37 protein-coding genes are annotated in these 25,893 nt (G+C 34.4%); 3 read left to right on the plus strand and 34 right to left on the minus strand.

Translation table 11 applies throughout. The annotated features are described in order from the left end of the window. Positions 1–2: 2 nt before the first annotated feature. Genes EGI05_RS14095 through EGI05_RS14120 form a run of 6 tightly spaced genes read right to left on the minus strand, consistent with a single transcriptional unit; the run spans position 3 to position 5,275 of the window. Positions 3–197, minus strand: a complete 195-nt coding sequence (locus EGI05_RS14095) for a hypothetical protein (protein ID WP_123263692.1) — start codon at positions 195–197, stop codon at positions 3–5. A gap of 4 nt (positions 198–201) precedes the next feature. Continuing rightward, the gene (locus EGI05_RS14100; RefSeq protein WP_123263693.1) at positions 202–1,665 is read right to left on the minus strand and encodes a DUF4178 domain-containing protein; all 1,464 of its coding nucleotides are present in this window, start codon (positions 1,663–1,665) and stop codon (positions 202–204) included. A gap of 3 nt (positions 1,666–1,668) precedes the next feature. Beyond that, entirely contained in the window at positions 1,669–2,028 is a 360-nt protein-coding gene (locus EGI05_RS14105; protein WP_123263694.1) for an S-adenosylmethionine decarboxylase family protein, read from the minus strand. Positions 2,029–2,053: 25 nt separating this feature from the next. After that, complete coding sequence (gene ctlX / locus EGI05_RS14110) at positions 2,054–2,977, minus strand: citrulline utilization hydrolase CtlX (protein ID WP_123263695.1); 924 nt, start codon at positions 2,975–2,977, stop codon at positions 2,054–2,056. A 12-nt stretch (positions 2,978–2,989) separates the two neighbouring features. Further along, positions 2,990–4,348 carry a hypothetical protein gene (locus tag EGI05_RS14115; RefSeq protein WP_134197471.1) on the minus strand — a complete coding sequence of 453 codons (1,359 nt, stop codon included), beginning with the start codon at positions 4,346–4,348 and terminating at the stop codon, positions 2,990–2,992. Between the two features lie 12 nt (positions 4,349–4,360). After that, positions 4,361–5,275: a dimethylarginine dimethylaminohydrolase family protein gene (locus EGI05_RS14120; RefSeq protein WP_123263697.1), complete on the minus strand. Its 915-nt coding sequence runs from the start codon at positions 5,273–5,275 to the stop codon at positions 4,361–4,363. 298 nt (positions 5,276–5,573) lie between these two features. Between EGI05_RS14120 and EGI05_RS18035 the strand changes: the two genes are divergently transcribed. After that, positions 5,574–5,738 carry a hypothetical protein gene (locus tag EGI05_RS18035; protein WP_166668362.1) on the plus strand — a complete coding sequence of 55 codons (165 nt, stop codon included), beginning with the start codon at positions 5,574–5,576 and terminating at the stop codon, positions 5,736–5,738. Positions 5,739–5,777: 39 nt separating this feature from the next. Here EGI05_RS18035 and EGI05_RS14125 read toward each other — a convergent pair whose 3' ends face one another. Both EGI05_RS14125 and EGI05_RS14130 read right to left on the minus strand, forming a co-directional pair. After that, positions 5,778–7,931 (minus strand): outer membrane beta-barrel protein, encoded by a 2,154-nt coding sequence (locus EGI05_RS14125; protein ID WP_123263698.1) that lies wholly within the window; start codon positions 7,929–7,931, stop codon positions 5,778–5,780. Positions 7,932–8,010: 79 nt separating this feature from the next. After that, entirely contained in the window at positions 8,011–9,069 is a 1,059-nt protein-coding gene (locus EGI05_RS14130) for a helix-turn-helix domain-containing protein (protein WP_123263699.1), read from the minus strand. Positions 9,070–9,169: 100 nt separating this feature from the next. On the opposite strand from EGI05_RS14130, the gene EGI05_RS14135 reads away from it, so the two are divergent. Then, complete coding sequence (locus tag EGI05_RS14135) at positions 9,170–9,565, plus strand: DUF1801 domain-containing protein (RefSeq protein WP_123263700.1); 396 nt, start codon at positions 9,170–9,172, stop codon at positions 9,563–9,565. A gap of 46 nt (positions 9,566–9,611) precedes the next feature. On the opposite strand, the gene EGI05_RS14140 is transcribed toward EGI05_RS14135, so the two are convergent. From EGI05_RS14140 to EGI05_RS14165, 5 genes are all read right to left on the minus strand, one after another. Further along, positions 9,612–10,898, minus strand: coding sequence for a citrate synthase (locus tag EGI05_RS14140; protein ID WP_123263701.1), 1,287 nt, complete (start codon positions 10,896–10,898; stop codon positions 9,612–9,614). An 82-nt stretch (positions 10,899–10,980) separates the two neighbouring features. Next, positions 10,981–12,273: a phosphopyruvate hydratase gene (gene eno, locus EGI05_RS14145; RefSeq protein WP_123263702.1), complete on the minus strand. Its 1,293-nt coding sequence runs from the start codon at positions 12,271–12,273 to the stop codon at positions 10,981–10,983. Between the two features lie 172 nt (positions 12,274–12,445). Then, entirely contained in the window at positions 12,446–13,243 is a 798-nt protein-coding gene (locus EGI05_RS14150; protein ID WP_123263703.1) for a sensor histidine kinase, read from the minus strand. A gap of 641 nt (positions 13,244–13,884) precedes the next feature. After that, entirely contained in the window at positions 13,885–14,649 is a 765-nt protein-coding gene (locus EGI05_RS14160) for a hypothetical protein (RefSeq protein ID WP_123263705.1), read from the minus strand. 6 nt (positions 14,650–14,655) lie between these two features. After that, positions 14,656–15,288 (minus strand): response regulator transcription factor, encoded by a 633-nt coding sequence (locus EGI05_RS14165; protein ID WP_123263706.1) that lies wholly within the window; start codon positions 15,286–15,288, stop codon positions 14,656–14,658. A 177-nt stretch (positions 15,289–15,465) separates the two neighbouring features. Here EGI05_RS14165 and EGI05_RS14170 point away from each other — a divergent pair, with 177 nt between their 5' ends. Beyond that, positions 15,466–15,900 (plus strand): hypothetical protein, encoded by a 435-nt coding sequence (locus EGI05_RS14170; protein ID WP_123263707.1) that lies wholly within the window; start codon positions 15,466–15,468, stop codon positions 15,898–15,900. Between the two features lie 54 nt (positions 15,901–15,954). On the opposite strand, the gene rplQ is transcribed toward EGI05_RS14170, so the two are convergent. From rplQ to rplP, 21 genes are all read right to left on the minus strand, one after another. Further along, a complete protein-coding gene (gene rplQ / locus EGI05_RS14175) occupies positions 15,955–16,482 on the minus strand; it encodes a 50S ribosomal protein L17 (protein WP_123263708.1) in 528 nt (175 codons plus the stop codon). 6 nt (positions 16,483–16,488) lie between these two features. Next, on the minus strand, positions 16,489–17,484 hold the full coding sequence (locus tag EGI05_RS14180) for a DNA-directed RNA polymerase subunit alpha (protein ID WP_121462203.1): 996 nt from the start codon (positions 17,482–17,484) through the stop codon (positions 16,489–16,491). 33 nt (positions 17,485–17,517) lie between these two features. Further along, the gene (rpsD, locus tag EGI05_RS14185; protein ID WP_121462204.1) at positions 17,518–18,126 is read right to left on the minus strand and encodes a 30S ribosomal protein S4; all 609 of its coding nucleotides are present in this window, start codon (positions 18,124–18,126) and stop codon (positions 17,518–17,520) included. 19 nt (positions 18,127–18,145) lie between these two features. Next, the gene (gene rpsK, locus EGI05_RS14190) at positions 18,146–18,535 is read right to left on the minus strand and encodes a 30S ribosomal protein S11 (protein WP_002983263.1); all 390 of its coding nucleotides are present in this window, start codon (positions 18,533–18,535) and stop codon (positions 18,146–18,148) included. A 12-nt stretch (positions 18,536–18,547) separates the two neighbouring features. After that, complete coding sequence (gene rpsM, locus EGI05_RS14195; RefSeq protein WP_050020611.1) at positions 18,548–18,925, minus strand: 30S ribosomal protein S13; 378 nt, start codon at positions 18,923–18,925, stop codon at positions 18,548–18,550. 9 nt (positions 18,926–18,934) lie between these two features. Continuing rightward, on the minus strand, positions 18,935–19,051 hold the full coding sequence (gene rpmJ / locus EGI05_RS14200) for a 50S ribosomal protein L36 (RefSeq protein WP_007839480.1): 117 nt from the start codon (positions 19,049–19,051) through the stop codon (positions 18,935–18,937). 63 nt (positions 19,052–19,114) lie between these two features. Then, the gene (gene infA / locus EGI05_RS14205; RefSeq protein WP_002983257.1) at positions 19,115–19,330 is read right to left on the minus strand and encodes a translation initiation factor IF-1; all 216 of its coding nucleotides are present in this window, start codon (positions 19,328–19,330) and stop codon (positions 19,115–19,117) included. A 3-nt stretch (positions 19,331–19,333) separates the two neighbouring features. Continuing rightward, positions 19,334–20,713: a preprotein translocase subunit SecY gene (gene secY / locus EGI05_RS14210; protein ID WP_123263709.1), complete on the minus strand. Its 1,380-nt coding sequence runs from the start codon at positions 20,711–20,713 to the stop codon at positions 19,334–19,336. A 9-nt stretch (positions 20,714–20,722) separates the two neighbouring features. Next, positions 20,723–21,172: a 50S ribosomal protein L15 gene (gene rplO, locus EGI05_RS14215; protein WP_123263710.1), complete on the minus strand. Its 450-nt coding sequence runs from the start codon at positions 21,170–21,172 to the stop codon at positions 20,723–20,725. A gap of 19 nt (positions 21,173–21,191) precedes the next feature. After that, positions 21,192–21,368, minus strand: a complete 177-nt coding sequence (rpmD, locus tag EGI05_RS14220; RefSeq protein ID WP_007839493.1) for a 50S ribosomal protein L30 — start codon at positions 21,366–21,368, stop codon at positions 21,192–21,194. An 11-nt stretch (positions 21,369–21,379) separates the two neighbouring features. Beyond that, a complete protein-coding gene (gene rpsE, locus EGI05_RS14225; RefSeq protein WP_047401284.1) occupies positions 21,380–21,901 on the minus strand; it encodes a 30S ribosomal protein S5 in 522 nt (173 codons plus the stop codon). A 19-nt stretch (positions 21,902–21,920) separates the two neighbouring features. Beyond that, positions 21,921–22,274, minus strand: a complete 354-nt coding sequence (rplR, locus tag EGI05_RS14230; protein WP_123263711.1) for a 50S ribosomal protein L18 — start codon at positions 22,272–22,274, stop codon at positions 21,921–21,923. Between the two features lie 14 nt (positions 22,275–22,288). Continuing rightward, positions 22,289–22,834 carry a 50S ribosomal protein L6 gene (gene rplF, locus EGI05_RS14235; RefSeq protein WP_123263712.1) on the minus strand — a complete coding sequence of 182 codons (546 nt, stop codon included), beginning with the start codon at positions 22,832–22,834 and terminating at the stop codon, positions 22,289–22,291. Positions 22,835–22,851: 17 nt separating this feature from the next. After that, complete coding sequence (gene rpsH / locus EGI05_RS14240; protein ID WP_123263713.1) at positions 22,852–23,250, minus strand: 30S ribosomal protein S8; 399 nt, start codon at positions 23,248–23,250, stop codon at positions 22,852–22,854. Between the two features lie 143 nt (positions 23,251–23,393). Further along, positions 23,394–23,663: a 30S ribosomal protein S14 gene (gene rpsN, locus EGI05_RS14245; RefSeq protein ID WP_121462208.1), complete on the minus strand. Its 270-nt coding sequence runs from the start codon at positions 23,661–23,663 to the stop codon at positions 23,394–23,396. A gap of 3 nt (positions 23,664–23,666) precedes the next feature. Continuing rightward, positions 23,667–24,218, minus strand: a complete 552-nt coding sequence (gene rplE / locus EGI05_RS14250) for a 50S ribosomal protein L5 (protein ID WP_100377196.1) — start codon at positions 24,216–24,218, stop codon at positions 23,667–23,669. A gap of 13 nt (positions 24,219–24,231) precedes the next feature. Continuing rightward, complete coding sequence (gene rplX / locus EGI05_RS14255) at positions 24,232–24,558, minus strand: 50S ribosomal protein L24 (RefSeq protein WP_123263714.1); 327 nt, start codon at positions 24,556–24,558, stop codon at positions 24,232–24,234. 22 nt (positions 24,559–24,580) lie between these two features. After that, on the minus strand, positions 24,581–24,949 hold the full coding sequence (gene rplN, locus EGI05_RS14260) for a 50S ribosomal protein L14 (protein ID WP_007839504.1): 369 nt from the start codon (positions 24,947–24,949) through the stop codon (positions 24,581–24,583). Positions 24,950–24,951: 2 nt separating this feature from the next. Next, positions 24,952–25,206, minus strand: coding sequence for a 30S ribosomal protein S17 (gene rpsQ, locus EGI05_RS14265; protein ID WP_002661338.1), 255 nt, complete (start codon positions 25,204–25,206; stop codon positions 24,952–24,954). A 12-nt stretch (positions 25,207–25,218) separates the two neighbouring features. Then, positions 25,219–25,404: a 50S ribosomal protein L29 gene (gene rpmC, locus EGI05_RS14270; protein WP_027381309.1), complete on the minus strand. Its 186-nt coding sequence runs from the start codon at positions 25,402–25,404 to the stop codon at positions 25,219–25,221. 12 nt (positions 25,405–25,416) lie between these two features. Next, positions 25,417–25,842, minus strand: a complete 426-nt coding sequence (gene rplP / locus EGI05_RS14275) for a 50S ribosomal protein L16 (protein ID WP_121462210.1) — start codon at positions 25,840–25,842, stop codon at positions 25,417–25,419. Positions 25,843–25,893 lie beyond the last annotated feature (51 nt).

Here is a 25,893-nt window from a genome sequence, read left to right on the forward strand (position 1 = left end):
TTTTATTTATGATAGTATCGATAAAAGCTTCTTCCTGAAGTATGGCTTCTTGTCGTTCCATCGCGATAGGTTTCTGTTTTTTCGCAATCGCATAATTGGTTTCCGGCATAGGTAAGATACACAAACCAACTTAAAAACATTCCGCCAACCAAACAGAGAATCCAATGTTCTTTAATATAAGCAAAAATTTTCGTCATTGTTTCAGTTTTGAGGATAGGGTGAATTTGAACTGTTACTCCATTTTATGATATTAAACTGGCGTCTTCCAAAATAACAAACGGCAAAAAAAGCAGTCATAAGTCCCAGAATGATTCCAAAATTCCAGAAGGAAACAGGCATCCAGGTTGTTTTAACTTTAACATATTTATTTTCTGGGTTTACCATTGTAGTACCTGAAAGTAAACTGGCTGTGATAAGAGAATCAATATTCTTATTTCCCAATGTCTGACGAACGAGCTTCCCTATTGCCGTTGAGTCTTTTTCCAAGGTCTTCACGTCGCCAAATGCAACTGTTTCCAAAGTCTTATTATTGGTTACATTAATGGTTCCATTAGATTCCCTTGTTAGCAATACCGCTCCATCCGAAGATGAAAAACTTGCCGGCATAGAAACTTCTAAAGGCTGTTGTTTTTCTGCTGAAACAATGAAATGATATTTTCCGGGAGCTACTCCACAAAAATTAAATTCTTCGGTTTGGCTTCCTTCACTCCAGCTTTCTCCATCTTCAAATCCGTAATATCGTTCAATATCTTTTGATGCATAAGTAACCTCATTCGTATTTTCATTAACTAAACCTAATCCTATATTCGCCCAGGAATTGTCAACATTTGAATAAGCCTGCACCTCCAGAGGTGCAGATCCTCCTTTAAGTTCAAAACTCTTGCTCACCAATTCCTTGTTCCTTACTTCTGTGAAATCGATATCTTGTTCAAAGATGGTTTTGTTGGTTCTTGAGGAAAATACATATAATTGCAGAAGACAGATTAAAAGAGCAGCAGTACAAAGTATATTGATAGCCTGCTTTATATCAACATAGAATGGCTGTACGATTCCTATCCCATAATAATTAGGCATGTGGGAAGGTTTAAAACTATTTTTTATAACGTATCTTGAAATATGTTTCCCATAAAAATAATAGGTTTTCCCTCCGGATTGTTCCTGCGAAATCATTTCTGTTCCGTTCACATATTCCTTATAATGAGCAATATTTAAATTGATTTTATCTTCGAAAAAGCCTGATGCCGCATATATATGACATTCTGTATTTTCGTACCAACGATAGCTTTTCTCATTATAATCTATGATTTTACGGTTTTTGTTTTTCACTGTGTCAGCTGATACAGGAATCAAAAAAACCCAATGCCCATCACTTTCACTTAAAAAAGCATCATTTCCTTTATGATCTTTTAAGTAGTACTCACGCCAATAGGTATGGGAGCCATATTTCCGAACAATAATGGCGACAACGTTATATTCAATATCATTGATCATTCCTTTATGTCCAATTTCAAGAACTACATTTTCAATAGGCTTTTTTATGACCTTTGAACTGGTATTTTTATCAGCATCAATAAGGTTTGAACATGATTTACAAACATATTCTTCAATAGGAAAAGTGAACTCAAGCTTGTTTTCGGTTTTACAGACAGGACAAACGTAAATCATTTTTTATCGATAAATTTTGTGTTTTTGAATAATTTCAGCATTAAAATAGCATATCACTTCATCAGCAATTTGTTCCACTTTATCCGTGTTATCTTGTAGGTAGTTGCAAAGAAAAACATCAAATGTTAATTGTCTGAATTCAGGCCACGTATGGACACAAAGATGAGATTCCTTCAAGCATACCGCAGAAGTGAAGCTTTGGTTTTCGAAAACATGGTTGGTAATTCCTACAATTTCAACAGCTTTATTTTCTAATATTTTCCTTACAGATTCCAAAAAACCTTTACTATCTAATAACAAATCTTCTGACTCTGTTTCCAAAGTCAGAAGTATATGTAAACCTTTACTGGTTAATGAGTCCAATGATTTATATTTTGAGCAAATATATTTATTTTTTCGGCAGGAAAACCTCAGCCAACATGCATCGTGCGCTTCCGCCACCGTTTACTTCTATTGTATGAAGATCAGAATAGATGATTTCACAGTGTTTTTCAATACTTGAAATCTGTTCAGGTGTTAAAGATCGATAAGCTGTTTCACTCATTACCAAGAATTTTTGTCCGTCTTTGTTCTGTACCTGAAGCATATTTCCTGCAAACTGCTGCATCTGTTCTTCGGAAATTTCAATAATTTCCTTTCCTGAATTTTTAATGGTTTCTATAACCTTACTTCTTTCCAGTTCATCATCAATACAATCTAAGCAAATCACTACAAATTGATCTGCCACACACATCATAACGTTGGTATGATAAATAGGGAGTCTTTCTGAACCCACTGTTTGGAAAGAATGAAAAACAACTGGGGTGAAACCATATTTTTCGCAAAACTCTCTGAATAATTTTTCATCCAGCCTTAAAGAAACCGATCCGTAAGCAATTTTATGATCATGATCGAAAATCATACTTCCGGTTCCCTCCAGAAACTTATTTTCTGTTTCTGAAGAAGACCAGTCATCAACTTCCTCCACATCAAAACCTTTATTTTTTATCGTTTCAAGAATATCATTCCTTCTTTCCACTCTTCTGTTTTGAGCAAACATAGGATATAAAACCACTTTCCCATCATTATGGAAGCTCACCCAATTATTTGGAAAAATAGAATCCGGAGTATGAGGCTCTAATGTATCTTTTACCGTAATGACATTGATTCCTTTGATTCTTAATTTTTCAACGAAAGCATTGAATTCCTGCAAAGCTTTTTCCTGGATGTCAGAACCTTTCTGTTCTACCTGGAAATAATTATTTTCTGCTGTTTCTGCATTATAACCGAATGCTATCGGCTCTATCATTAAAACTGTATCTGTTGTTTGCATTGTTTTTAAATCTTAATAATCCTGAATTATAAATGTATATATTGACAAAGATAATAATTCAGGGTTTTCAGAAAGGTTCAATATTGATTTTTTGCCATCGGATGTTTCTAATTCAACATTCATATCTTTAAAATAATTAAGAAACCTTTCTTTTGTTTTAGTTATATATTTTGTAGTTCTGCCTAGTTCGGAAATTATATCTTTATTCGTTTCAAAATGCACCTTTGAACCAGTATATCTAAAATCTAATTGGTTATAAAGTAACTCCGGATCATTATCAGCTAATATGGAAGCATCAAAATAATCATTAAAAGATTTTTCAATTTTTAAATTAAAAAGAATTGATGGAGAAAAGAAACTTGCATAATACATTTTTATATATCTCACACTACAAGTTAAACTACAATTTGTATTAGTTATTGTACTGGTTTTTAATTTACTGTAAAGAACTCCTTTTTTTAGTTTATAAAACTTTTTGTTGGGAAACTTTCTGTCAATTATCCTATTATTATCTGTATTTTTTATTTCCCATAAAATAAGATTACCAAAATCATTTTTATAGTATATATAATCTATTTTTGAGACAATTTCTCCATCTTTATTGTAAAAAAATTCTTTAAAAATTAAACTTTGGTACTCTACTTTCTCATTGATTTTTTTCCCAAATTTCTTATTGATTGTATATATGGAGTCCTTTTCAATTACAATTTTCTGCTCATCTTTATAATTTTCAAAATGGTATGTTTGTTTTTTCTTATCTACATACAAAATTGAATCAACTACGAAATGATCTGAAAATTTTTGCTTTATGGTTTCCACATTATTGAAATATTTTCTTCTCCAATAGTTACTTTTATACATTTCTTCATATCCCAGATGCTGATCTTTTTCATTGAAGAAGTATTTGATTCTGAGCACATCTGCAGAATCATTATTTTTCTTATTAAGAATAAACTTATCAACTTCTTTATATTTCGGATTCAAAACTTCTGGGTAGGAAATTCTCTGATAATGTATACTTTCCCTATCTTCTATCCGGTTTGAAATCCACTGAACCTTGTCGTCGTTATATTTAACTACAAAATCATTTAGATCATGAGTCGTCTGGACTTTTAACGATGTAAGGTGATTATTTGTATCAAAAATAAAATAATTACTTTTTACAGAATCTTTAACAACAATTTGATATTTCTCAGGTTCCACTTCGACTGTCCTCACTACATTCCCTCTTTTTTTAAGTGTCAGCGTTTTGACATTATTCTTTACAAGACTGGTAAAGTCACCCAAAAAGATATCTTCCCAATTAATTTTCTTTTGAGAATAAATGCTACTTATAAAAAATAATAAGAGAAATGTAAATATTCTTTTCAAAATACTATCTAGTTATTCCCTCACAAGAGGCATCGTAGAACATCTTAACAATCCGCCCATTTTAGAAATCTCGCGGTAAGGAATTTCTTCCACAGTCATCCCCCATTCATTTCTCAGGTGATCGTTCATTCTGGTGAAAGCTTTATCGGAAACTACTACTTCCGGAGAGATGGAGAAGATATTCGGGAACATTTCGAACATTTCTTCCGCTGTAACGTGGAAGCAATTTTCTTCACCAAAAATATCGATGATCAAACGGTAATCGCTTTCGTCTACAAATCCGTCTTTATAAATAATACATTTATCTTTTCCTACAGGATTAAAGGTACAGTCCAAGTGAAGGATTCCTTCATACGGGATTTTATCATTCTTCTTTAATTCAAGATCAATGATTCTTTTTTTAGGAAAATATTCTTTAAGAATTTCTATGGCATATTCGTTGGTTCTTGCCGTTTTATAGTTTCTGTAATCTTCACTGAAACACGTTCCTATGAAAAGAAAATCATCCCATACAATAACGTCTCCTCCTTCAATGTGAGCAGTTTCCGGAAGATTGATGATCTTTCTCCAAGCCACTTTTTCAAAGACTTTTTTATAGGCATCCTGTTCATCTGCTCTATCTGCAATCACATTAGAAATGATCATTTTATCATCGATCACAAAGGCTACATCTCTGGCAAAAACCTGATTGTAATCTTTAATAATACTCGGACGGAGAACTTCTACATCATATTTTTTAAGAACTGCTTCAAAAGCATCCATTTCATTAATAATATCTACTTCTTTAGGATACATATTATGTTCTATGGAGTAATATGATTTGGCATCATAGCTTTCCTCAAGCGTAGGAACCGGACCCATAGAATTCGGCTGGCCAAGAACAACTGATTTTAACTTTCCTGTTTCGTTTTTAATGTTTAGTTTCATAAAGATTTATGCATAATACAAATATAAGTAAAGGTCTGTACTTGAAAAACTTTTGAAATGTTTTATGCACAGAATTATTTCCAGGCCAATAAGTTTCCGTTATTAATCCAGGCTTTTTCTTCTTTTTTTAACTTAATCTCTTATTGATTATTTCAAAATAAAATCTATAAACTACTGTTTATTATCTATTTAGAGAAGCAAAAAAATTACATCAATTAAAAATAAATTCATACATTAGTGAAATAATTTTTCATGAAGAATTAAAACTTAACTATTAACATCAAAAAACATCAACATCATGAACAAGAAAAATCCTGTGCTAAAAAATGCACAAAAATTAGGAAGAGATCAACAAAAATCTATTATCGGCGGTGGAATCCCTACAGGCAAACGCTGTTGTGAATGGGACTTTGAAACCGGAGCGTGTACGCTTTGGACATGTGACCGATGCCAATGTCCATAATTAAAAATAAAAAACCTGCTTCAATAAGTAGGTTTTCTTTTATCTGGTTCTGTTTTCTTCCTCTGTCTTTTGTATTTCTTTGGTTTGAAAATTTGAATTTCCAAAACTATAACTCAATGAGAAAACAAGTCTGCGACTATCCCACCAATGGGTAAAACGGTTATCCATAATCTGCTTATGTCTGAATTCCAATCGTTGATCATAGGTATCAAAAATATTATTAAAACTGATTTTTGTGTTCAATGTATTCTCAAACCATGATTTCTGTACTGAAATATCTACCGAATATCTTGGCTTTATAATGTATAGACTGTTTCCGGTTCTGGATTCATAATTGGTAAAAAGATTGATGGTGAACCCTTTCGGAAGAGAGAACACCTGATTCAGACGGATTTCATAATTATAAATCTTTAAAGCAAAAACTTCGTTAAGATAAGGTCTGAATTCATCATTATAATATCCTGCGATCTGGCTGTTCATACTCCACCATTTGGTCAGTTTTATAGGGAAGCTCGTCTCCAGTGTTGCAAACTTCCGGTACGGGAGGTTGGTTCCCAGGTATTCAAGAACGTTGGTGGATGGGTTATAGAGGGGGTATCGTGTCATTACATCGTTTTCTTTTCCTACTGTTAGGCTTGTGATCCAACTTTTATATCGGTAAGTGGCTTTTAGTTGGTTGGTAAATGAGGGTCTCAGGTACGGATTCCCGATCCAGTAATTCAATGGACTGAAATAGTATCTGAACGGGTTGAGCTGTGAAAAAACAGGTCGGGTTATTTTTCTGCTGTAGGAAATTGATAATTCATTGGATTTATTAAATGTATATTGGGCATTAAAAGATGGGAGCCATTCGAGATAGCTCCTGGAAACAATAGAATCTACAGTTATTGCATCAGAGATGCTCTTGGTATTTTCAAAACGCAATCCTGCATTGATCTGAAGTTTGTCAAACTTATGATTATAGGCAACATATCCTGCAAGAATTTTCTCTTTATAAGAAAATCGGTTACTTCGGGTAGGATCAAAAGTAAATTCTTCATTGACCGAAAGGGTATCATATCTGATGTTATTTTGGGTATGTGATCTGCTGAACTTTATTCCGGCTTCCAAATTAGCATTTCCTAATTTTTGTGAAGCATCCAACTGGGCTGTATAAATATTAATCTTATTGATCAGATCAGATTTCCAATAGGACAATACCTGTGAAGTGGGCGCGTCTCTATTAATGAAATCATCTTTCTGTTTATTTTCCACCAAAAGATAATTCCCTAAAAAACTGAGTTTAAAGTTTTTATTTTGATAGCTATAATCTGTGGTAATTCCGTAATTTTTCTGTTTGTAGTCAATAGGGTTCTCACTTGCGGTATTAAACACCAATTGTGTTTCATCATTATTTGTTGTATACAACATTCCGGAACGGTTCCTGTCATGTTCTCTGAAATTGCCTCTTATGGTAAAGCCCAATCTGTTTTTATCATTAATTCTGTAATCAATTCCTGCCTGAAGATTTCCTATTGTTGCCTCATCTTTTTGATAAGTATTGGTACGCATCACATTGGTATTGGCTAATTTTTGCAAAGCGTTATACCTGTAAGTCGAAATCCCGCTATTGTACCCCATCTGTAAATTATAGGTGGCTTTTTCTGTGTTATAAGAAATATTCAGGGAGTTCTCTCTGTAATTGAATTTATTGACGGATAGGTTTCCGCTATAACTTCCCTTCCAGCCTAAATTCACGTTTCGTTTCAGCTTAATATCTATAATTCCTTTAAATTCCGCATCATATTTTGAAGAAGGGTTGGAATTTACCTCAAGCGATTCAACCAATTCGGGAGATAACGATCTTAGATAAGCTTGTAACTCCTGACTGCTCATCACCACAGGTTTTCCATCGATAAAAATCGCCGGACTTATTCTTCCGTTTAAAAATATTCCATCTTCCTGATCCACTGTAACACCCGGAGTTTTCTTTAATACTTCAAGAATATTGACAGCTGTTTTAAAATCCTTATTCCCGGAAATATTGAGGATCATGTTTCCATCATTTAATTTGATATTCCTGGGTGCGGATTGTATCACTACTCCGGAAATTGTTTGTATGGAATCTTTTGGCCGTAAAGAATCGGTTTTTTGTGATTTCGCAAAAATGGACAAAAATAATAGCAGGATAAAAATCCATAATCTGATCATCATAAATTTAAATTTTATGACACCAAAATTATCGGAGACTACTAAAAATCAGGTTTTGAAATATAAATTCCGAAGTACAGAATTATAAATTTGAACTCTGAAACCTCGTTTCAGAAGGAGTTTGTGATTGTTTATACAACAGAGGCGTTGTATTTTTAATTTTTTTGAACGTTGAAAAGAAGGTAGACTTTGAATTGAACCCCACTTCATATCCGATTTCTTCAATCTTTAAATAAGAATTGGCTTCCATTAATTCACAAGCTTCATTAATCCTGTATTCATTAATATACGTAGAGAAACTCTTTCCTAAATTATCATTCAATAATTGTGAAAGCTGGTGAGCCGACATATTCATTTTTGAAGCCAGATCGTTCAGTTTCAGATTGGGGTTTTTGTATAATTCTTCCGCATGCATGAGCTCATCCAGTTTTGAAACAAAGCTGCCGGCTTTTTCCTCAGAAATCTTTTTATTGGAGTATTTATTAGTTTCTTTAGATATCGAGGGATGTTTATTACTAAAAAAAATTAAAAAATTAGCATATAAAACAAACGAAAAAACTAAGCTTCCTCCTGCACAATACACTTGAATCCAGCCAGTAGAAATAAATTGATAGGCCAGGAAAATAATTATATTACTTAGCAAAACAGGAAGAACAAATGCATTCGGTTTTTTAGATGTCCGCTTTGAAAAAATATAATACTGATATATAGAAAGGAAAACAAAAACCGACCAAACCGTATATACAAATGTAGCAAAATATCTGTCCCAGGTAATGGGGAAAAACAGATATAGAACCCCGACAACAGCTAAAATCCCTGTTAAAATCCCGAAAGACTTCCGGCAGTTTTTTAATACGAACTGCTCCTGCAAAAAAGATGAACGAATATAATACAATAAAGCAGGACCTGTAAAAAATAAAGCTGCCAAACCAAGATATGGAATAATTCTCGGCCAATCAGGATAGAAATAAATACATACTGAAATACTTACTCTGGTACTTAAAGTCAATAAAATTAAGCCTAAAAAGAAATCCGGAATATCTTTGAGTTTCTTGAAAAACAACAAATAAATGCCAAGCAGAAGCCCGTTAAAAGCTCCTATTGCACTGAAAAAAAACAGCATTTGTTGTGCGAAATTCATTATGACCGGATTTACAGGTAAAATTAACGAAAAATCTTTTTCGATTTCAGAGAATACATTTAAATGATATTAAATCTTAATTTTGGGGAAAATCAATACCATGAAAATATTATTCAACAGGAATGATGAAGTCACCCGATTTCTGGATGCTTTGAAACATCCGTTAAGGGATGAAATTGAATTACTAAGATCTATTCTCTTATCGGAACAAGGTTTAGAAGAAAATATAAAATGGAATGGACCTAATTACAGCTTTCACACCGAAGACAGAATCACTATGAAAATCCAGCCACCAAGACAAATTCAATTGATATTTCATCGTGGCGCTAAAAAAATTGAGCAACCTAAAACTCGGTTGATTGATGATAATTCAGGGCTATTAACATGGAAAGAAAATGACAGGGCTTTTGCCAGCTTCAAAAGTGTTCAAGAAATTGAGAACTCAACTTCAGATCTTAAGGCAATCATTCAAAAATGGATTTCTGCCACAAAATAAAAAATCCCAAAGCCAGCTTTGGGATTTTTTATTATTTAATCAAAGATTATCTGTTAGCAATATCGATGTAATCTCTTTGCTGAGCTCCTTGGTAAACCTGTCTTGGCCTTCCGATAGGATCTCCTTTTAATCTCATTTCTTTCCATTGAGCGATCCATCCCGGAAGTCTTCCTAATGCGAACATTACGGTGAACATTTCTGTAGGAATTCCTAATGCTCTGTAAATAATTCCAGAATAGAAGTCTACGTTCGGATATAGTTTTCTTTCTACGAAGTAGTCGTCTTCAAGAGCTACTCTTTCTAACTGCATTGCAATATCAAGAGCTTTATCCTGGATACCTAAAGCGTTAAGGATATCATCTGCTGCTTTCTTAATAATCTTCGCTCTTGGGTCAAAGTTTTTGTATACTCTGTGTCCGAATCCCATTAGACGGAAATTATCATTTTTATCTTTAGCTTTAGCTACATATTTAGAAACGTCTCCACCATCTCTTTCAATTAATTCAAGCATTTCGATTACTGCCTGGTTTGCACCACCGTGAAGTGGTCCCCAAAGAGCAGAAACCCCTGCAGAAATAGAAGCGAAAAGACCTGTATGAGCAGAACCTACCATTCTTACTGTAGAAGTAGAACAGTTTTGTTCATGGTCAGCGTGAAGGATCAATAATTTATCTAATGCATCTACAACTACCGGATCGATTTCAAATTCTTCGTTTGGTAATCTGAATGTCATTTTGTAGAAGTTTTCTACATAGTTCAGGCTGTTGTCTCCGTGGTTAAGAGGTAACCCCTGAGTTTTTCTGTAAGTCCAGGCGCAAAGGTGGGAGAATTTTGCAATCATCAGTTCTGCAGCGTGGTCCATTTCTTCTTTAGAATTTACGTTAACAGCTTTAGGATTGAAAGCTGTTAAAGCGGAAGTTAAAGAAGATAAAACTCCCATAGGGTGTGCAGAGCGAGGGAAAGCATCAATGATCTTTTTCATCTCCTCTGCTATGAAGTTATAGTTTTTAATGTTGTTTTCGAAAGACGTGTACTGATCTTGAGTAGGTAATTCACCGTGCAATAAAAGGTACATTACTTCTGTGAAGTTAGATTTTTCAGCAATCTGCTCGATTGGATAACCTCTGTAGAATAATTCTCCTTTGTCTCCGTCTAAATAAGTGATTTCGCTAATGGTCGCTCCGGTGTTTTTATATCCTAAATCCAGAGTGATTAAACCTGTCTGGTCTCTTAATTTTGAAATATCTATCCCTCTGTCTCCGATAGTACTATCCACGATTGGATATTCATATGAATTACCGTCGTAATTCAATATTACTTTGTTGTCTGACATTATTTATTTTTTTTCTAAATATACTACTTATTACAAAATACGGCAAACAAAAATAATCGCTTGCCGTTATTTATAAATTCAATTATCTTTTTACTTTAAATGCCTCTAATCCTGGAAAAATTGCAGTTTCTCCAAGAGCTTCCTCGATTCTTAAAAGCTGGTTATATTTCGCCATTCTATCTGATCTTGAAGCTGAACCTGTTTTGATCTGTCCGCAATTCATGGCTACTGCCAAATCAGCAATCGTAGCATCTTCAGTTTCTCCTGATCTGTGTGACATTACAGAAGTAAATCTGTTGTTTTGAGCCATTTGTACTGCAGCCATCGTTTCAGAAAGAGAACCAATCTGGTTTACTTTTACAAGGATTGAATTAGCGATTCCTTCTTTAACACCTCTTGATAATCTTTCAACATTGGTAACGAATAAATCATCCCCTACCAACTGTACTCTGTCACCGATTTTATCCGTCAACATTTTCCAACCTTCCCAGTCATTTTCCTGCATTCCATCTTCGATAGAAATAATTGGATATTTAGCTGCTAATTCTGCCAAATAAGAAACCTGCTCACTGCTGGTAAATTGCGCAGCATCCGGAGTCTGGAATTTTCTATAGTCATATACTCCGTCTTTATAGAATTCAGAAGCAGCACAATCTAATGCTAACATGATATCATCACCTGGTTTATAACCTGCTTTTTCAATTGCCTGAAGCAATGTATCTAATGCATCTTCAGTCCCTTTAAACGTTGGTGCAAAACCTCCTTCATCTCCTACCGCAGTAGATAAACCTCTTGAATGAAGAATAGATTTTAAGTTATGGAAAATTTCAGTTCCTTTTCTTAAAGCGTGAGAAAAAGAATCTGCTTTTACTGGCATAATCATGAATTCCTGGAATGCAATTGGAGCATCTGAGTGAGACCCACCATTAATAACATTCATCATCGGAACAGGAAGTGTATTGGCATTTACACCACCTACATATTTATAAAGAGGCATTCTCAATTCTGTAGCGGCAGCTTTTGCAGCGGCTAAAGAAACACCAAGAATAGCATTTGCCCCAAGATTTCCTTTATTGCTGCTTCCGTCAAGGTCAATCATGATCTGATCTAAAAGATTCTGATCAAAAACCGGTAGTCCAACTAATTCCGGAGCAATTACTTCTCTTACATTCTCAACAGCTTTTAGAACACCTTTTCCTAAATATTCGGAACCTCCGTCACGTAATTCCACCGCTTCGTGTTCTCCTGTAGATGCTCCCGAAGGAACAGCAGCACGTCCCATTGCACCACTCTCTGTGAATACATCTACTTCAACAGTAGGATTCCCTCTTGAATCCAGAATTTGTCTTGCTTCTATGTAAGAAATGTAACTCATAATTTTTCTCTTTTTATAAGCAACTGGTTTGACCAGCAGCTATTTAATTAATAATTTACTTGAGTCACAAATTTAATGAAAAAAGTAGAGTGACGAAAACGTATACTTTAATATTTCGTAATAAATAAAACAAAAATTTCCTAAGGATTTATTTAGGGAATGAATAGACTCTTTATGCAGATTCAATTATTATTCTGAAATATAAAACTGTTCCTTGTTCATCTGATGAAACTTCACAATTTCCGTTCTGTTCCTGCATCCTGCGTTTCATATTCCGCAGTCCGTTTCCTTCCCGTTTTTCATGATTTATTCCTATTCCGTTATCATGAATCTTCATGAGAAACTCTTTTTCACTTTGCAAAAATGAAAGTTTCATAGTATCTGCCCGGCTATGTTTGTAGGCATTATTCACAGCCTCTTTCAGACAAAGAAACATATTCCTTCTCTGCTCTGTGGAAATGGGAGTTTCAGCAACTATATCCACCGATTCTGTCAACAGTTTTATTGATGTTTTTCTTAGAAAACCATCAGCATATGCAATAGCATAATCAATAAAGTTTCCTAAAGTATCGTTCCCCGAATTCAGGCTCCAAAGCATTTCACGCATAGAGATATTCATTTCTTCTGAGGTTTTCAAAAGCTCATCAATATCACTCTTAGATTCATCATCCTGTACTTTTTGTTTTAAAAATTCAGCCTGAAGTTTCAAAGCGGAAATTCCAGCACCCAAATCATCATGCATATCATGGGAAATACGTTCTCTTTCCTGCTCTATTGATTTTTGTTTTTCAAGTTCTTTTTGGAGAAGTTTATTTTGATATTCAGCTTCCTGAAGCTGTTTTTCTTTTATATAGAGAAGTTGTCTTCTATTGTACATCAAAACGACAAAAATTATAAAGCATACAAAAAGCATCATTATTGCAATAGCAATGATGTAGGCCAGTTTTATGTCATCTTGAACATGGGTCATCGGTTTAATTTCTTTTTATATTTAGTTAAGGAAATATAAAACATACTGTACATTATAATATTGATAATATTCTGTCCTGTTTTTAGAAACTGAAGAAACTCATTGTCACTTTTAGCAAAGAAAAACATTGGTGTAACTCTAAAAATAAAGAAGCAGCTCCACATTAATAAAGCAGTAGAAATCCAGAAAACAGGATCGTCAGTAATTTTATTTTTATCAAATAGTGTTATTTTTTGATAAAACCAAAGTAAGCAATTAACAATGTAAAACAACGTAATTACAATGCCAATTCTTTTATCAAATTCCTGTTTGAATAAATCTGTAGAAAAAATAATATAGATCAATGTTGAAATTGTTACGACAGAAGAGATTATATTCAATTTTGCTGTAAATATCTTAGAATAAAAGAAATAAAAGAATATTATACAAAATATGAAATAAAAATTATACTGCAGTCCTACTTTTACATCCGGATTGATTACATTTCTTGTAAAGGATACCCATTCATTAATTGTTGTTACTAAAAGATATATGAAAATATAATTTTGAGCAGAAAATATTCTTTTTCTGCTCAAAATAAATGATTTGATAAGTGGAAAAAATAAAATTACTTTATAAATGATTCCTATTATCATTAGTTTTTATGGTTTTAAATCTCCTGCATTATAATTAATAATCTCATTGGTGTTTACTCCTGGGATTTCAGGACATACTGCCATTGAAATTCTACCAACTTTATCATGATTTTGAGTGTAGCTTTGAGGTACTATAAACATTGTAAATTTTAATTTAGCAATTTTGACAGAGTGTGAAACTGCTGTATTATAAGCAAGCACTGATAAAAGTTTAAATTGGATGATTTCAGTAGCTTTTTTGGAAGGAATTTGAGACTCTATCTGATCCTTTATCCCTCCTATCCTTAAAAATTCGTTTCTTTTTATTGAAAAATCTTCAGAACTCCTATTTACAAATTTTCCATTTTCCAATTCAAAAAGTTTATCATTATCTAAATCTAATGTATTACTTGAGGAAATTGCTAGTCCTATATTTAAATTTCCTCCATTAATAAGAAGATGAAAATTACAATAATCAAAACGTAAGTATAATGGATTAGCTATAATTCTTTTAAAATCATTAAAATCAATTTCAAAACTACTTGTTAATCCTGGGATAATACTCCCTAGCTGATTGTAAATTTCAACACCTTCATTCACTATCGCAGAATCTATTATTTCATCGAAATTTATTTTTAATAATCCGAAAAAGTCTATAACAGAATTCTTATTTTTTTCAGATATACTTGGCTGACTTCGCTCTAAATCTTCCCTAGGGTTTATTTGCAAAATATAACTCATCAATTCAAGTTTCTTTTCAAGGCAATCAATGTTTTTCTCTAAATTTCTCATGATTTCTTAGTTTTTAAAATGGTTAAATTTATTTATTGCTTCTACTTTGTTGCTTACATGTAATTTTCTGTAGATATTTCCGACATGTTTTTTTACGGTATCGATACTGATGAATTTCTTATCCGCAATTTCTTTGTATAAGAACCCCTGAGCCAAAAGTTCAAGAACTTCTGTTTCCCGGGTTGTAAGCTCATCAAAGTCTTTTATTTCCAATGGTTTTCTTTCAAAATGATTTAAAACTTTTCTGGCAATAGAAAAACTCATTGGAGCACCTCCATTGTAAACATCTCTTATGGATGAAAGGATCTTATCCATGCTCTCGCCCTTAATGAGATATCCCATAGCTCCGGCTTTTAAGGAATGAAAAATTTTATCATCATCTTCAAAGCTTGTGCACATGATGAATTGGGTCTCCGGCATTTCTTTCCGTAGTTTTTCGATAATTTCAATACCCAACATATCCTGAAGCTGGATATCCATCATTACCACATCCGGAGAAAGACCAGATAATTCATGTAAGGCTGTTTTACCATCAAAGAATTGAGCAATCACCTTCATATCATTCTGATAATTGATAACCTTCTTCAACGCATTGTTGTAGTTTTTTTCGTCTTCTACTATGGCTATGGAGATACTCATGTCTGTCGGTTTGGTTAAGACAAATTTCAATAGAAAGCAAAATAAAATCAATTACACCTTTGTGTAATTTTATAATTTGAATTTGGGTTTTGGTTTGTTTTTAGTTTTTACTAAATTTAATCAAATTTATTGAAGACAAAAAAAATAATTTAAATCTGAATAATCCCTTAAGAGAATATGAAAAAAGAACTTATAATAGGCGTTTCGCTGATTGTCCTTTCCTTGATAAGCTGTGGGAAGAACGAAAGCGGAAACAAAGGCACCATTAAATTGGAAACCTCAGAAACAAAAGTGGTTGATAACAATGGAACAATGGATACATTAACTTCCGGTTCATCAACATCAATTGTCAATGGAAATAAGACGGAAACAAAGTCTTCTATCTATAAAGCAGTAGATGGAACACTGGTAAAAGTGATCTTCACGGAGACCTCAAAAGAAAGCACACTCGCTATTACCAGCAATAAGAAAACTTTCACCTTACCTAAAATAAAATCGGATGCCAAAGAAACGATTTACCAAAAGGACGATATGAAAGCAACTGTAAAAGGAGATAGTTTAATTCTGGACCAGGATAACAACATTATTCAGCTGGTGAAAACTAAAATTTAATGCATAAAAAAACCGTTCAGAATCTGAACGGTTTTTTATATATCTGAAAAAGTCTTATTCTTCAGTTTTCTCTTCAGTAGAATCAGCTGCTTCTGCCTTTGGCTCTTCAACTTTTTCTTCTACTTTTGGAGCTTCAGCAACTACAGTTTCAGCTTTTTTAGCTGTTGCAGATCTTCTGCTTCTTCTTGTAGCTTTTTTCTCTTCAGCATTAGGATTATAAAGCTCGTTGAAATCCACTAGCTCGATAAGAGCAGTATCAGCAGCATCACCTGGTCTGAAACCTGTTTTGATGATTCTTGTATAACCACCGTTTCTTTCAGCGATTTTAGGAGCTACAGTTCTGAACAATTCAGCAACCGCTTCCTTATTTTGAAGATATGAAAAAACAACTCTTCTATTGTGTGTAGTATCTTCTTTTGCTTTTGTTAATAGAGGTTCAACATATACTCTTAAAGCTTTAGCTTTAGCTACAGTAGTGTTGATTCTTTTATGCTCAATTAGAGAACAAGCCATATTAGAAAGTAAAGCACTTCTATGAGAAGCTGTTCTTCCTAAGTGATTGAATTTTTTACCGTGTCTCATTATTAATTATTTATCAGCGTCTAACTTATATTTTGCAACGTCGAAACCGAAGTTAAGACCTTTTGAATGCACTAATTCTTCTAGTTCTGTCAAAGATTTTTTACCAAAATTTCTGAATTTCATCAAATCAGACTTACTGTAAGAAACCAATTCTCCAAGAGTTTCTACTTCAGCGGCTTTCAGACAGTTTAGGGCTCTTACAGAAAGATCCATATCTGCTAACTTAGACTTAAGTAGTTGTCTTGTATGAAGAGTTTCTTCATCGTATTGGATAGATGCTTTCACGGCTTCTGTTTCAAGAGTGATTCTCTCATCAGAGAACAACATGAAGTGATAAATTAATATCTTAGAAGCTTCTGTTAAAGCATTTTGAGGACTGATGGAACCATCAGTTTCTATATCTAATACAAGTTTTTCGTAGTCTGTTTTTTGCTCTACACGATAATTTTCAATGCTGTATTGTACTTTCTTAATAGGCGTGAAAATAGAGTCAATAGCAATGGTACCTACTGGTGCATTGTTTGACTTATTTTGTTCTGAAGGAACATATCCTCTACCTTTTTCAATATTGAAAGTAATTTCGAAAGTTACATCACTGTTTAGGTTGCAGATCACTAGATCCGGGTTCAACACCTCAAATCCATTGATAGACTTCCCTAAATCTCCAGCAGTAATAACCGTCTGACCTGAAACCTTAGCAACTACCTGCTCATTAGCTTGGTTTTCTGCTACAGCTTTTAATCTTACCTGCTTAAGGTTAAGAATAATTTCGGTAACGTCTTCAATTACTCCTGGAATGGTTGAAAATTCGTGCTCTACACCTTCTATTTTGATAGATGAAATAGCATAACCTTCCAGAGAAGAAAGCAACACTCTTCTCAAAGCATTACCGATTGTAAGCCCGAAACCTGGTTCTAGTGGTCTGAATTCAAATTGACCTCTAAATTCATCAGAGTTAAGTAAAATTACTTTATCGGGTTTTATGAATTGTAAAATTGCCATATTATTGGGTTGAGCAAAAATTTGATTAAAAAATTATTTAGAGTAAAGTTCGACGATAAGCTGTTCCTTGATGTCTTCCGGGATTTGGATTCTTTCAGGAGCAGAAACGAAAGTACCTTCTTTCTTCTCATCGTTGAATTGTAACCACTCATAGTTTGCTTTAGAAGCTAATGCGTTGGTAACAACTTCAAGAGACTTAGACTTTTCTCTTACAGCGATTACATCACCAGCTTTTAGCAAATAAGATGGAATATTTACTTTTTCTCCGTTCACAGTGATGTGTCTGTGAGAAACTAATTGTCTTGCAGCAGATCTTGTTTTAGCAAAACCTAATCTGTACACTACGTTATCCAATCTAGATTCGCAAAGTTGTAATAGAACTTCACCTGTTACACCTTTACTTCTGTGTGCTTTGTCGAATAAGTTAGCAAACTGTCTTTCTAAAATACCATAAGTATATTTAGCTTTTTGCTTTTCAGCTAACTGAACTGCATATTCAGATTTCTTAGCACCTCTTCTCTTGTTAGGACCGTGTTGTCCTGGTGGTTGGTTTTTTCTTTTCTCGAAGTTTTTGTCATCTCCGTAGATTGCAGCACCAAACTTTCTAGCAATCTTAGTTTTAGGTCCAATATATCTTGCCATAATGGGTAAATTCTAAAAATTAAACTCTTCTTCTTTTTGGTGGTCTACATCCATTGTGTGGCATAGGAGTCACATCAATGATTTCACTAACTTCAATTCCTGAGTTGTGGATAGATCTGATAGCAGATTCTCTACCTGCACCAGGTCCTTTTACAAACACCTTTACTCTTCTTAACCCAGCTTCGTGAGCTACAGCAGAGCAATTTTCAGCTGCCATCTGAGCAGCAAATGGAGTATTCTTTTTAGAACCTCTGAAGCCCATTTTACCAGCAGAAGCCCAAGAGATAACCTCTCCGTTTTTATTTGTTAAAGAAATGATGATGTTATTGAAAGAAGCTTGAATATGTGCTTCGCCAATAGCTTCAACTTTTACTTTTCTTTTCTTAACTACTTTAGTTTGTTTTGCCATAATTCCTAACGATTATTTACTAGCTTTTTTCTTGTTAGCAACTGTTTTTCTCTTTCCTTTACGGGTTCTAGAGTTGTTTTTCGTTCTCTGGCCTCTTAAAGGTAATCCTAGTCTGTGACGTATTCCTCGTTGGCATCCTATGTCCATCAATCTCTTGATGTTCAATTGCACTTCAGATCTCAATTCTCCTTCTACTTTGATGTTTTCAGAGATGTATGTTCTGATGGCAGCCAATTCATCGTCATTCCATTCGTTGACTTTCTTATCTTCGCTGATACCGGCAGCTTTAAGGATTTCTGAAGAAGTACTTCTTCCGATTCCGTAGATGTAAGTTAAACCGATAACGCCTCTTTTGTTTTTTGGTAAATCAATACCTGCAATTCTCGCCATAATTTAATGTTAGCCTTGTCTTTGTTTAAATTTTGGGTTCTTTTTGTTGATTACAAACAGTACACCTTTTCTGCGTACAATCTTGCAATCAGCGCTTCTTTTCTTAATTGATGCTCTAACTTTCATTTGATAGTATTTATTTTTTAACAAGAGCCAAATGGAGATCCGGAGATTCCATTTGGCATTTGTTTAATATCTAAATGTAATTCTCCCTTTCGTTAAATCGTAAGGAGACATTTCTAGTTTTACCTTATCACCAGGTAAAAGTTTAATATAATGCATTCTCATTTTACCGGAAATATGTGCAATAAGGATATGCCCATTTTCCAGTTCTACACGGAACATGGCGTTAGAAAGTGCTTCCACGATCACGCCATCTTGTTCAATATGTTTTTGTTTCGCCATAAATTAATATCCAGTCGTTCTTGATAATTTAGACTGCATTAAGCCATCATAATGATGGTTCAGCAGATACGTATTAATCTGTTGAACAGTATCCAAAATTACTCCAACCATAATCAATAGTGATGTCCCCCCGAAAAATAGGGCGAACGCATCTGTCTGAACAAAGCTTCCATGTACAATTGCTGGAAGGACTGCAAAGATAGATAAAAATATTGCACCTGGCAAGGTAATTTTTGATAAAATATCATCTAAATAATCAGCAGTGTCTTTTCCTGGTCTTACTTTCGGTACTAAACCTCCGTTTCTCTTCAGATCATCGGCCATTTGGTTCACCGGAATGGTAATTGCAGTATAGAAAAATGAGAAGATAATAATTAGTAGTGCAAACAATACGTTGTATTGCCAGCTAAAAACATTCTTGAAACCTGCAAGAAAAGTATTAGATTCATCTACTTTTGTTAATAAACCAGGTACGAACATCAATGCCTGAGCAAAGATAATTGGCATTACACCGGCTGCATTAACTTTCAATGGGATCCATTGTCTTGCTCCCTGCATAAGATTTCTGTTTACACCTCCTCTTGCTTGAGCTCTGCTTACATACTGAATAGGAATTTTTCTAACAGCTACGGATAGTATTACTGCTAAAAGAACAACCAACATCCAGAATAACACTTCAATAAGGATCATGATAGATCCCATTCCACCTTTTCCGTTCTGAACTGCCATTTCCTGCACGAATGCTTCCGGTAATCTTGAAAGGATCCCCACCATAATAAGGATAGAGATACCGTTTCCGATACCCTTGTCGGTGATTTTCTCACCTAACCACATTGCGAATACTGAACCAGCAACCAAGATAACAATACTTGGTAACCAGAACATAACAGAATTTGGCTCTACAAAGTATGCAGATTGGAACTGAGCATACGGTAAGAATAATTGAGTAATAGAAGTTAAATAAGAAGGTGCCTGTACTAGACAAACTCCGATAGTTAACCATCTTGTAATTTGGTTCAATGTATTTCTACCTGACTCTCCATCTTTCTGAAGTTTCTGAAGATAAGGAATAGCCATCCCCATCAACTGAACAATAATAGAAGCAGAAATATAAGGCATGATTCCTAACGCCATTACGGAAGCGTGGCTGAATGCTCCCCCCGTAAATGACGAAAGCAAGCCAAGAAGACCTGCTCCTTGCTTGTTTCCGCCTTGATTTTTATAATGCTCTAAGAGATCTCCTACTTCTGCAAGGTTAATTGCTGGTAGAGAGATATAAGATGCGAATCTATACACAAGGATAATACCTAACGTAAAAAGAATTTTATCTCTTAATTCCTTTAGGCTCCAAATATTTTTGAGGGTTTGTATAAATTCTTTCATTAGTAATTATTATAAGGTAATTGCTTTTCCACCTGCTTTAGCGATAAGCTCTTCAGCAGATTTAGTGAATTTGTCAGCTGAGATTGAAACCGCAGATTTCAATTCTCCTCTACCCATAATTTTCACTAATTCGTTTTTAGAAGCTAAACCGTTTGCTACCAAAACATCTTTCGTGATCTCACCTGTAATAGATTTGTTCTCGATTAAAGTTTGGATAGAATCTAGGTTGATAGCTCTAAACTCTTTTCTGTTTACATTTTTGAATCCGAATTTCGGTAATCTTCTTTGTAAAGGCATCTGACCTCCTTCAAAACCGATCTTCTGAGAATAACCAGCTCTTGATTTCTGTCCTTTGTGTCCTTTTGTAGAAGTACCACCTTTTCCACTACCTTGTCCTCTACCAATTCTTTTTGAATTGAAAGTAGATCCTGCAGCTGGTTTTATGTTGTTTAAATTCATTTTAAAATTATTTTAAAAATTATTTTTGAACTTCAAGTAAATGACTAACTGCAGCTATCATTCCTAAGATAGAAGGAGTAGCTTCGTGTTCTACAACTTGGTGAAGTTTCTTAAATCCTAATGCTTCAAGCGTTCTCTTTTGGGTTTTTGTTCTTCCAATAGCGCTTCTTACTTGTTTTACTTTGATTGTTGCCATTGTTTTATATATTAACCGTTAAACACTTTACTTAGTGAAACTCCTCTCATTCTAGCGATTTCTTCAGGTCTTCTGATGTCCAATAACGCTTTGAAAGTAGCTTTCACCACGTTGTGAGGGTTAGAAGATCCTTTAGATTTTGAAAGGATATCGTGAATACCAGCAGATTCCAATACCGCTCTTACCGCACCTCCGGCGATAAGTCCTGTACCGTGAGAAGCAGGTCTTAAGAAGATATCTGCACCACCGTATCTAGCAGTAGTTTGGTGAGGGATGGTGTGGTTCATTACAGGAACTTTCACAAGGTTTTTCTTAGCATCTTCAACTGCTTTAGCAATTGCAGAAGCAACCTCTTTAGATTTTCCTAAACCGTAACCGATAACTCCGTCTTCATTACCTACTACTACGATAGCAGAAAATCCGAAAGCTCTACCCCCTTTTGTTACTTTTGTTACTCTGTTAACAGCTACGAGACGATCTTTTAATTCTAATCCTCCCGGTTTTACTCTTTCTATATTATCTAGTCCTAACATATTTCCGAAATTTTTATGATTAGAATTTAAGTCCTCCTTCTCTCGCACCATCAGCTAGAGCCTTAACTCTTCCGTGATATACGAATCCGTTTCTATCAAACACTATATTTTCGATTCCTGCAGCGATAGCTTTAGCAGCAATAGCTTTACCTACAGCAGCAGAAACTTCAGTTTTAGTTCCGTTAGCATCTACACCTTTCTCTCTAGAAGAAGCTGATACTAATGTTTTTCCACTGTTATCGTCGATTAACTGAGCGTAAATTTCCTTATTACTTTTATATACAGATAATCTTGGCAATTCAGAAGATCCAGAGATTTTTCCTCTTACTCTTCTTTTGATTCTTATTCTTTTTTCTAATTTACTTAATGCCATTTTCTTATAATTTATTAAGCAGATTTACCAGCTTTACGTCTAACATTTTCACCAACGAATCTTACACCTTTTCCTTTGTATGGCTCAGGCTTTCTGAAAGAACGGATCTTTGCAGTTACCATTCCCAGAAGTTGCTTGTCATGAGACGTTAAAGTAATAATTGGGTTTTTACCTTTTTCAGTCAATGTATCTACTTTTACTTCACCTGGAAGCTCTAATACGATACCGTGAGAGAATCCTAAAGCCAACTCAAGTTTTTGTCCTGAGTGAGAAGCTCTGTATCCTACCCCTACTAATTCTAACTGTTTTGTGAATCCTTCAGATACACCAACAATCATATTATTGATCAACGCTCTGTATAAACCGTGAAGCGCCTTGTGTTGCTTAGAATCAGATGGTCTGTTTACATTCAGTTCTCCATCTCTTTGTTCTAAAGTAATTCCTGCTGTAAGCTCCTGAGAAAGTTCTCCTTTTGGACCTTTTACAGTTACTACACCTTCATTTTCAGTGATTGTAACTCCTGCTGGAATTGTTATAATTGCTTTACCAATTCTTGACATTTTCCTTTGATTAAAAATTAATAAACATAGCAGATTACTTCACCGCCTACTTTCTCTTCTCTAGCTTTCTTGTCAGTCATTACTCCTTTAGAAGTAGAGATGATAGAAATACCCAAACCGTTTAGTACTCTTGGAAGTTCAGTAGAACCTTTGTACTGTCTTAAACCTGGTCTTGAAGCTCTTTGAATAGACTTGATAGCAGGTTTGTTAGTTTGCTTATCGTACTTTAAAGCGATTTTGATCGTACCTTGAACAGCGTTATCTTCAAACTTGTAGTTTAAGATATACCCTTGATCGAATAAGATCTTAGTAATCTCCTTTTTGATTTTCGATGCAGGAATTTCCACCACTTTGTGGCCTGCGCTTTGTGCGTTCCTTACTCTTGTTAGGAAATCTGAAATTGGATCTGTTACCATTTTTCTTTTATAAATTATTGGTTAAAGACAATCAGTATTGTAAAGACTTGAAGAGTAAAATATCAGACTTCAGAAAATCCTAGGTCTGATATTTTTATCTTTAGTATCTGAACAACTTAATTGTCCGGATTAATTAGTAATTATTACCAACTAGCTTTTTTAACTCCCGGGATAAGACCGTTGTTTGCCATTTCTCTGAAAGTTACTCTGGAAATACCGAACGTTCTCATATATCCTCTTGGTCTACCTGTTAACTTACATCTGTTGTGTAATCTTACAGGAGAAGCGTTTTTAGGAAGTTTTTGTAATGCTTCGTAGTCACCAGCTTCTTTAAGAGCTTGTCTTTTCGCAGCATATTTAGCAACTAGTGCTTCTCTTTTGCGCTCACGCGCTTTCATTGATTCTTTAGCCATTTCTTAGTTCTTTTTAAATGGTAAACCGAAGTGAGTTAATAATGCTTTAGCTTCTTTATCTGTTTTCGCAGTAGTAACGAAAGTGATGTCCATCCCTTGGATTTTTTTCACCTTGTCAATTACGATCTCAGGGAAGATGATCTGTTCAGTGATCCCTAAGTTGTAGTTTCCTCTACCATCGAAACCATCAGCTTTAATACCAGAGAAATCTCTAATACGTGGCAATGCAGAAGAAGTTAATCTATCTAAGAACTCATACATTTTATCAGCTCTCAAAGTAACTTTAGCTCCTACAGGCATTCCTTTTCTCAATTTGAAAGCAGCTTCGTCTTTCTTAGAGATCGTACCAACAGCCTTTTGACCAGTGATATTTGTAAGCTCTTCTACAGCATAATCAATGATTTTTTTGTCTGCAGTAGCATCACCTAATCCTTGAGATAAGATGATTTTCTCCAATCTAGGTACTTGCATTACTGACTTGTACCCAAATTCTTCCATCATTGCAGGAACAATTGTTTCTTTATATGCTTTTTTGGGTCTTGCTATATATTCCATGTGTTCTTAAAAATTATAAAGTTTCACCCGTTTTCTTATTGATTCTTACTTTCTTATCTCCTTCGATTTTGTAACCTACTTTGATAGCTTTTCCGTCTTTACCAACTAAAGCTACGTTTGAGATATGAATAGAAGCTTCTCTTTCAACGATTCCTCCTTGAGGGTTAGAAGCTGAAGGCTTAACGTGCTTTTTGATGATGTTAAGTCCTGCTACAACAACTCTTGGGTCTTTTCCTTCTTTTTTGATCACTTCAATAACTTCACCTGTCTTACCTTTGATCTCTTTCTTACCAGTAGTAATGATGACGTTATCTCCTCTTTTTATTTTTAACTTTGACATTTTCTTTTAAAAATTTTTAAAATTAAAGTACTTCAGGAGCTAATGAAATGATTTTCATATATTCTTTGTCTCTCAACTCACGAGCAACTGGTCCGAAAACACGAGTTCCTCTCATTTCTCCTGCTGCGTTTAGTAATACACAAGCATTGTCTTCGAATTTGATGTATGAACCATCTTTTCTTCTTACTGCTTTTTTAGTTCTTACTACTACAGCTTTAGATACCTGACCTTTTTTAGCGTTTCCTGATGGTGTTGAATCTTTGATAGTAACAACGATTTTATCACCAACTGAAGCATATCTTCTTCTGGTTCCTCCCAGAACTCTGATAACTAATACTTCTTTAGCACCTGTGTTATCAGCAACTTTTAATCTTGATTCTGTTTGTAACATTATTACTTAGCTTTTTCAATGATTCTTACTAATCTCCATCTTTTGTTCTTGCTCAAAGGTCTAGTTTCTTGGATCAAAACTGTATCTCCTTCGTTGCATTCGTTGTTTTCGTCGTGTGCAGTATATTTTTTCGTTTTCAATACGAATTTACCGTACATCGGGTGTTTCATTCTCATCGTTTCACTAACAACAATGGTTTTTTCCATTTTATTGCTGGAAACAACTCCGATTCTTTCTTTTCTTAAATTTCTTTCCATTGTAAAATGAAATTATTGTTTGTTAGTTAACTCAGTGTTTAGTCTTGCGATTGTTTTTCTCAAATCTCTGATTTGGATTGGGTTTTCAATTGGGCTGATTGCATGAGCCAATTTCAATTTAGAATATTGAGCTTTTGCTTCAGTTAATTGTGCTTGAATATCACCCGCGCTTAAATTTTTAATATCAGCTTTTTTCATTATATTCAAAGATTATAGAGGTTTAACAAAATCGTTAGCAACTACGAATTTAGTAACTACTGGTAATTTCTGTGCTGCAAGTCTAAGAGCTTCTTTCGCTACTTCGTAAGGTACTCCTCCAACTTCGAACATAATTTTACCTGGCTTTACTACAGCTACCCAATATTCCACAGCACCTTTACCTTTACCCATCCTTACTTCAGCTGGTTTTTTAGTAATTGGCTTATCCGGGAAGATTTTGATCCATAGCTGACCTTCTCTCTTCATATATCTTGTCGCAGCGATACGCGCAGCTTCAATTTGTCTTGCAGTGATCCAAGCTCCTTCTATAGCTTTGATTCCGAAAGTTCCGTAAGCAAGTTGATTACCTCTCTGGGCATTCCCCTTCATCTTCATCTTATGAACTCTACGGAATTTGGTTCTTTTTGGTTGTAACATAATTTCTTAAATTTTAGATTTTAGAATTTAGATTTTAAAAAAGTAACGGTA

Source organism: Chryseobacterium daecheongense (assembly GCF_003729955.1).
In the GTDB taxonomy this organism is placed as follows: domain Bacteria; phylum Bacteroidota; class Bacteroidia; order Flavobacteriales; family Weeksellaceae; genus Chryseobacterium; species Chryseobacterium daecheongense.

Bases quoted from the DNA above. Each gene is read 5' to 3' on its own strand.
- rpsD (WP_121462204.1), bottom strand. From the start codon at position 18,126: ATGGCAAGATATATTGGACCTAAAACTAAGATTGCTAGAAAGTTTGGT.
- EGI05_RS18035 (WP_166668362.1), top strand. From the start codon at position 5,574: ATGAACAAGAAAAATCCTGTGCTAAAAAATGCACAAAAATTAGGAAGA.
- rpsE (WP_047401284.1), bottom strand. From the start codon at position 21,901: ATGTTAGGACTAGATAATATAGAAAGAGTAAAACCGGGAGGATTAGAA.
- rpsQ (WP_002661338.1), bottom strand. From the start codon at position 25,206: ATGGAAAGAAATTTAAGAAAAGAAAGAATCGGAGTTGTTTCCAGCAAT.
- EGI05_RS14170 (WP_123263707.1), top strand. From the start codon at position 15,466: ATGAAAAAAGAACTTATAATAGGCGTTTCGCTGATTGTCCTTTCCTTG.
- rplN (WP_007839504.1), bottom strand. From the start codon at position 24,949: ATGTTACAAACAGAATCAAGATTAAAAGTTGCTGATAACACAGGTGCT.
- EGI05_RS14135 (WP_123263700.1), top strand. From the start codon at position 9,170: ATGAAAATATTATTCAACAGGAATGATGAAGTCACCCGATTTCTGGAT.
- rplE (WP_100377196.1), bottom strand. From the start codon at position 24,218: ATGGAATATATAGCAAGACCCAAAAAAGCATATAAAGAAACAATTGTT.
- EGI05_RS14125 (WP_123263698.1), bottom strand. From the start codon at position 7,931: ATGATGATCAGATTATGGATTTTTATCCTGCTATTATTTTTGTCCATT.
- rpsN (WP_121462208.1), bottom strand. From the start codon at position 23,663: ATGGCTAAAGAATCAATGAAAGCGCGTGAGCGCAAAAGAGAAGCACTA.
- rpmJ (WP_007839480.1), bottom strand. From the start codon at position 19,051: ATGAAAGTTAGAGCATCAATTAAGAAAAGAAGCGCTGATTGCAAGATT.
- secY (WP_123263709.1), bottom strand. From the start codon at position 20,713: ATGAAAGAATTTATACAAACCCTCAAAAATATTTGGAGCCTAAAGGAA.
- rpmD (WP_007839493.1), bottom strand. From the start codon at position 21,368: ATGGCAACAATCAAAGTAAAACAAGTAAGAAGCGCTATTGGAAGAACA.
- rplF (WP_123263712.1), bottom strand. From the start codon at position 22,834: ATGTCAAGAATTGGTAAAGCAATTATAACAATTCCAGCAGGAGTTACA.
- rplX (WP_123263714.1), bottom strand. From the start codon at position 24,558: ATGTCAAAGTTAAAAATAAAAAGAGGAGATAACGTCATCATTACTACT.
- EGI05_RS14160 (WP_123263705.1), bottom strand. From the start codon at position 14,649: ATGAGAAATTTAGAGAAAAACATTGATTGCCTTGAAAAGAAACTTGAA.
- EGI05_RS14150 (WP_123263703.1), bottom strand. From the start codon at position 13,243: ATGACCCATGTTCAAGATGACATAAAACTGGCCTACATCATTGCTATT.
- eno (WP_123263702.1), bottom strand. From the start codon at position 12,273: ATGAGTTACATTTCTTACATAGAAGCAAGACAAATTCTGGATTCAAGA.
- EGI05_RS14140 (WP_123263701.1), bottom strand. From the start codon at position 10,898: ATGTCAGACAACAAAGTAATATTGAATTACGACGGTAATTCATATGAA.
- rplR (WP_123263711.1), bottom strand. From the start codon at position 22,274: ATGGCATTAAGTAAATTAGAAAAAAGAATAAGAATCAAAAGAAGAGTA.
- EGI05_RS14095 (WP_123263692.1), bottom strand. From the start codon at position 197: ATGACGAAAATTTTTGCTTATATTAAAGAACATTGGATTCTCTGTTTG.
- rpsK (WP_002983263.1), bottom strand. From the start codon at position 18,535: ATGGCAAAACAAACTAAAGTAGTTAAGAAAAGAAAAGTAAAAGTTGAA.
- ctlX (WP_123263695.1), bottom strand. From the start codon at position 2,977: ATGCAAACAACAGATACAGTTTTAATGATAGAGCCGATAGCATTCGGT.
- rplQ (WP_123263708.1), bottom strand. From the start codon at position 16,482: ATGAGACACGGTAAAAAATTCAATCACTTAGGAAGAACAGCTTCTCAT.
- EGI05_RS14100 (WP_123263693.1), bottom strand. From the start codon at position 1,665: ATGATTTACGTTTGTCCTGTCTGTAAAACCGAAAACAAGCTTGAGTTC.
- EGI05_RS14120 (WP_123263697.1), bottom strand. From the start codon at position 5,275: ATGAAACTAAACATTAAAAACGAAACAGGAAAGTTAAAATCAGTTGTT.
- rpsH (WP_123263713.1), bottom strand. From the start codon at position 23,250: ATGGTAACAGATCCAATTTCAGATTTCCTAACAAGAGTAAGGAACGCA.
- infA (WP_002983257.1), bottom strand. From the start codon at position 19,330: ATGGCGAAACAAAAACATATTGAACAAGATGGCGTGATCGTGGAAGCA.
- rpmC (WP_027381309.1), bottom strand. From the start codon at position 25,404: ATGAAAAAAGCTGATATTAAAAATTTAAGCGCGGGTGATATTCAAGCA.
- rpsM (WP_050020611.1), bottom strand. From the start codon at position 18,925: ATGGCGAGAATTGCAGGTATTGATTTACCAAAAAACAAAAGAGGCGTT.
- rplO (WP_123263710.1), bottom strand. From the start codon at position 21,172: ATGAATTTAAACAACATAAAACCAGCTGCAGGATCTACTTTCAATTCA.
- rplP (WP_121462210.1), bottom strand. From the start codon at position 25,842: ATGTTACAACCAAAAAGAACCAAATTCCGTAGAGTTCATAAGATGAAG.
- EGI05_RS14130 (WP_123263699.1), bottom strand. From the start codon at position 9,069: ATGAATTTCGCACAACAAATGCTGTTTTTTTTCAGTGCAATAGGAGCT.
- EGI05_RS14180 (WP_121462203.1), bottom strand. From the start codon at position 17,484: ATGGCAATTTTACAATTCATAAAACCCGATAAAGTAATTTTACTTAAC.
- EGI05_RS14165 (WP_123263706.1), bottom strand. From the start codon at position 15,288: ATGAGTATCTCCATAGCCATAGTAGAAGACGAAAAAAACTACAACAAT.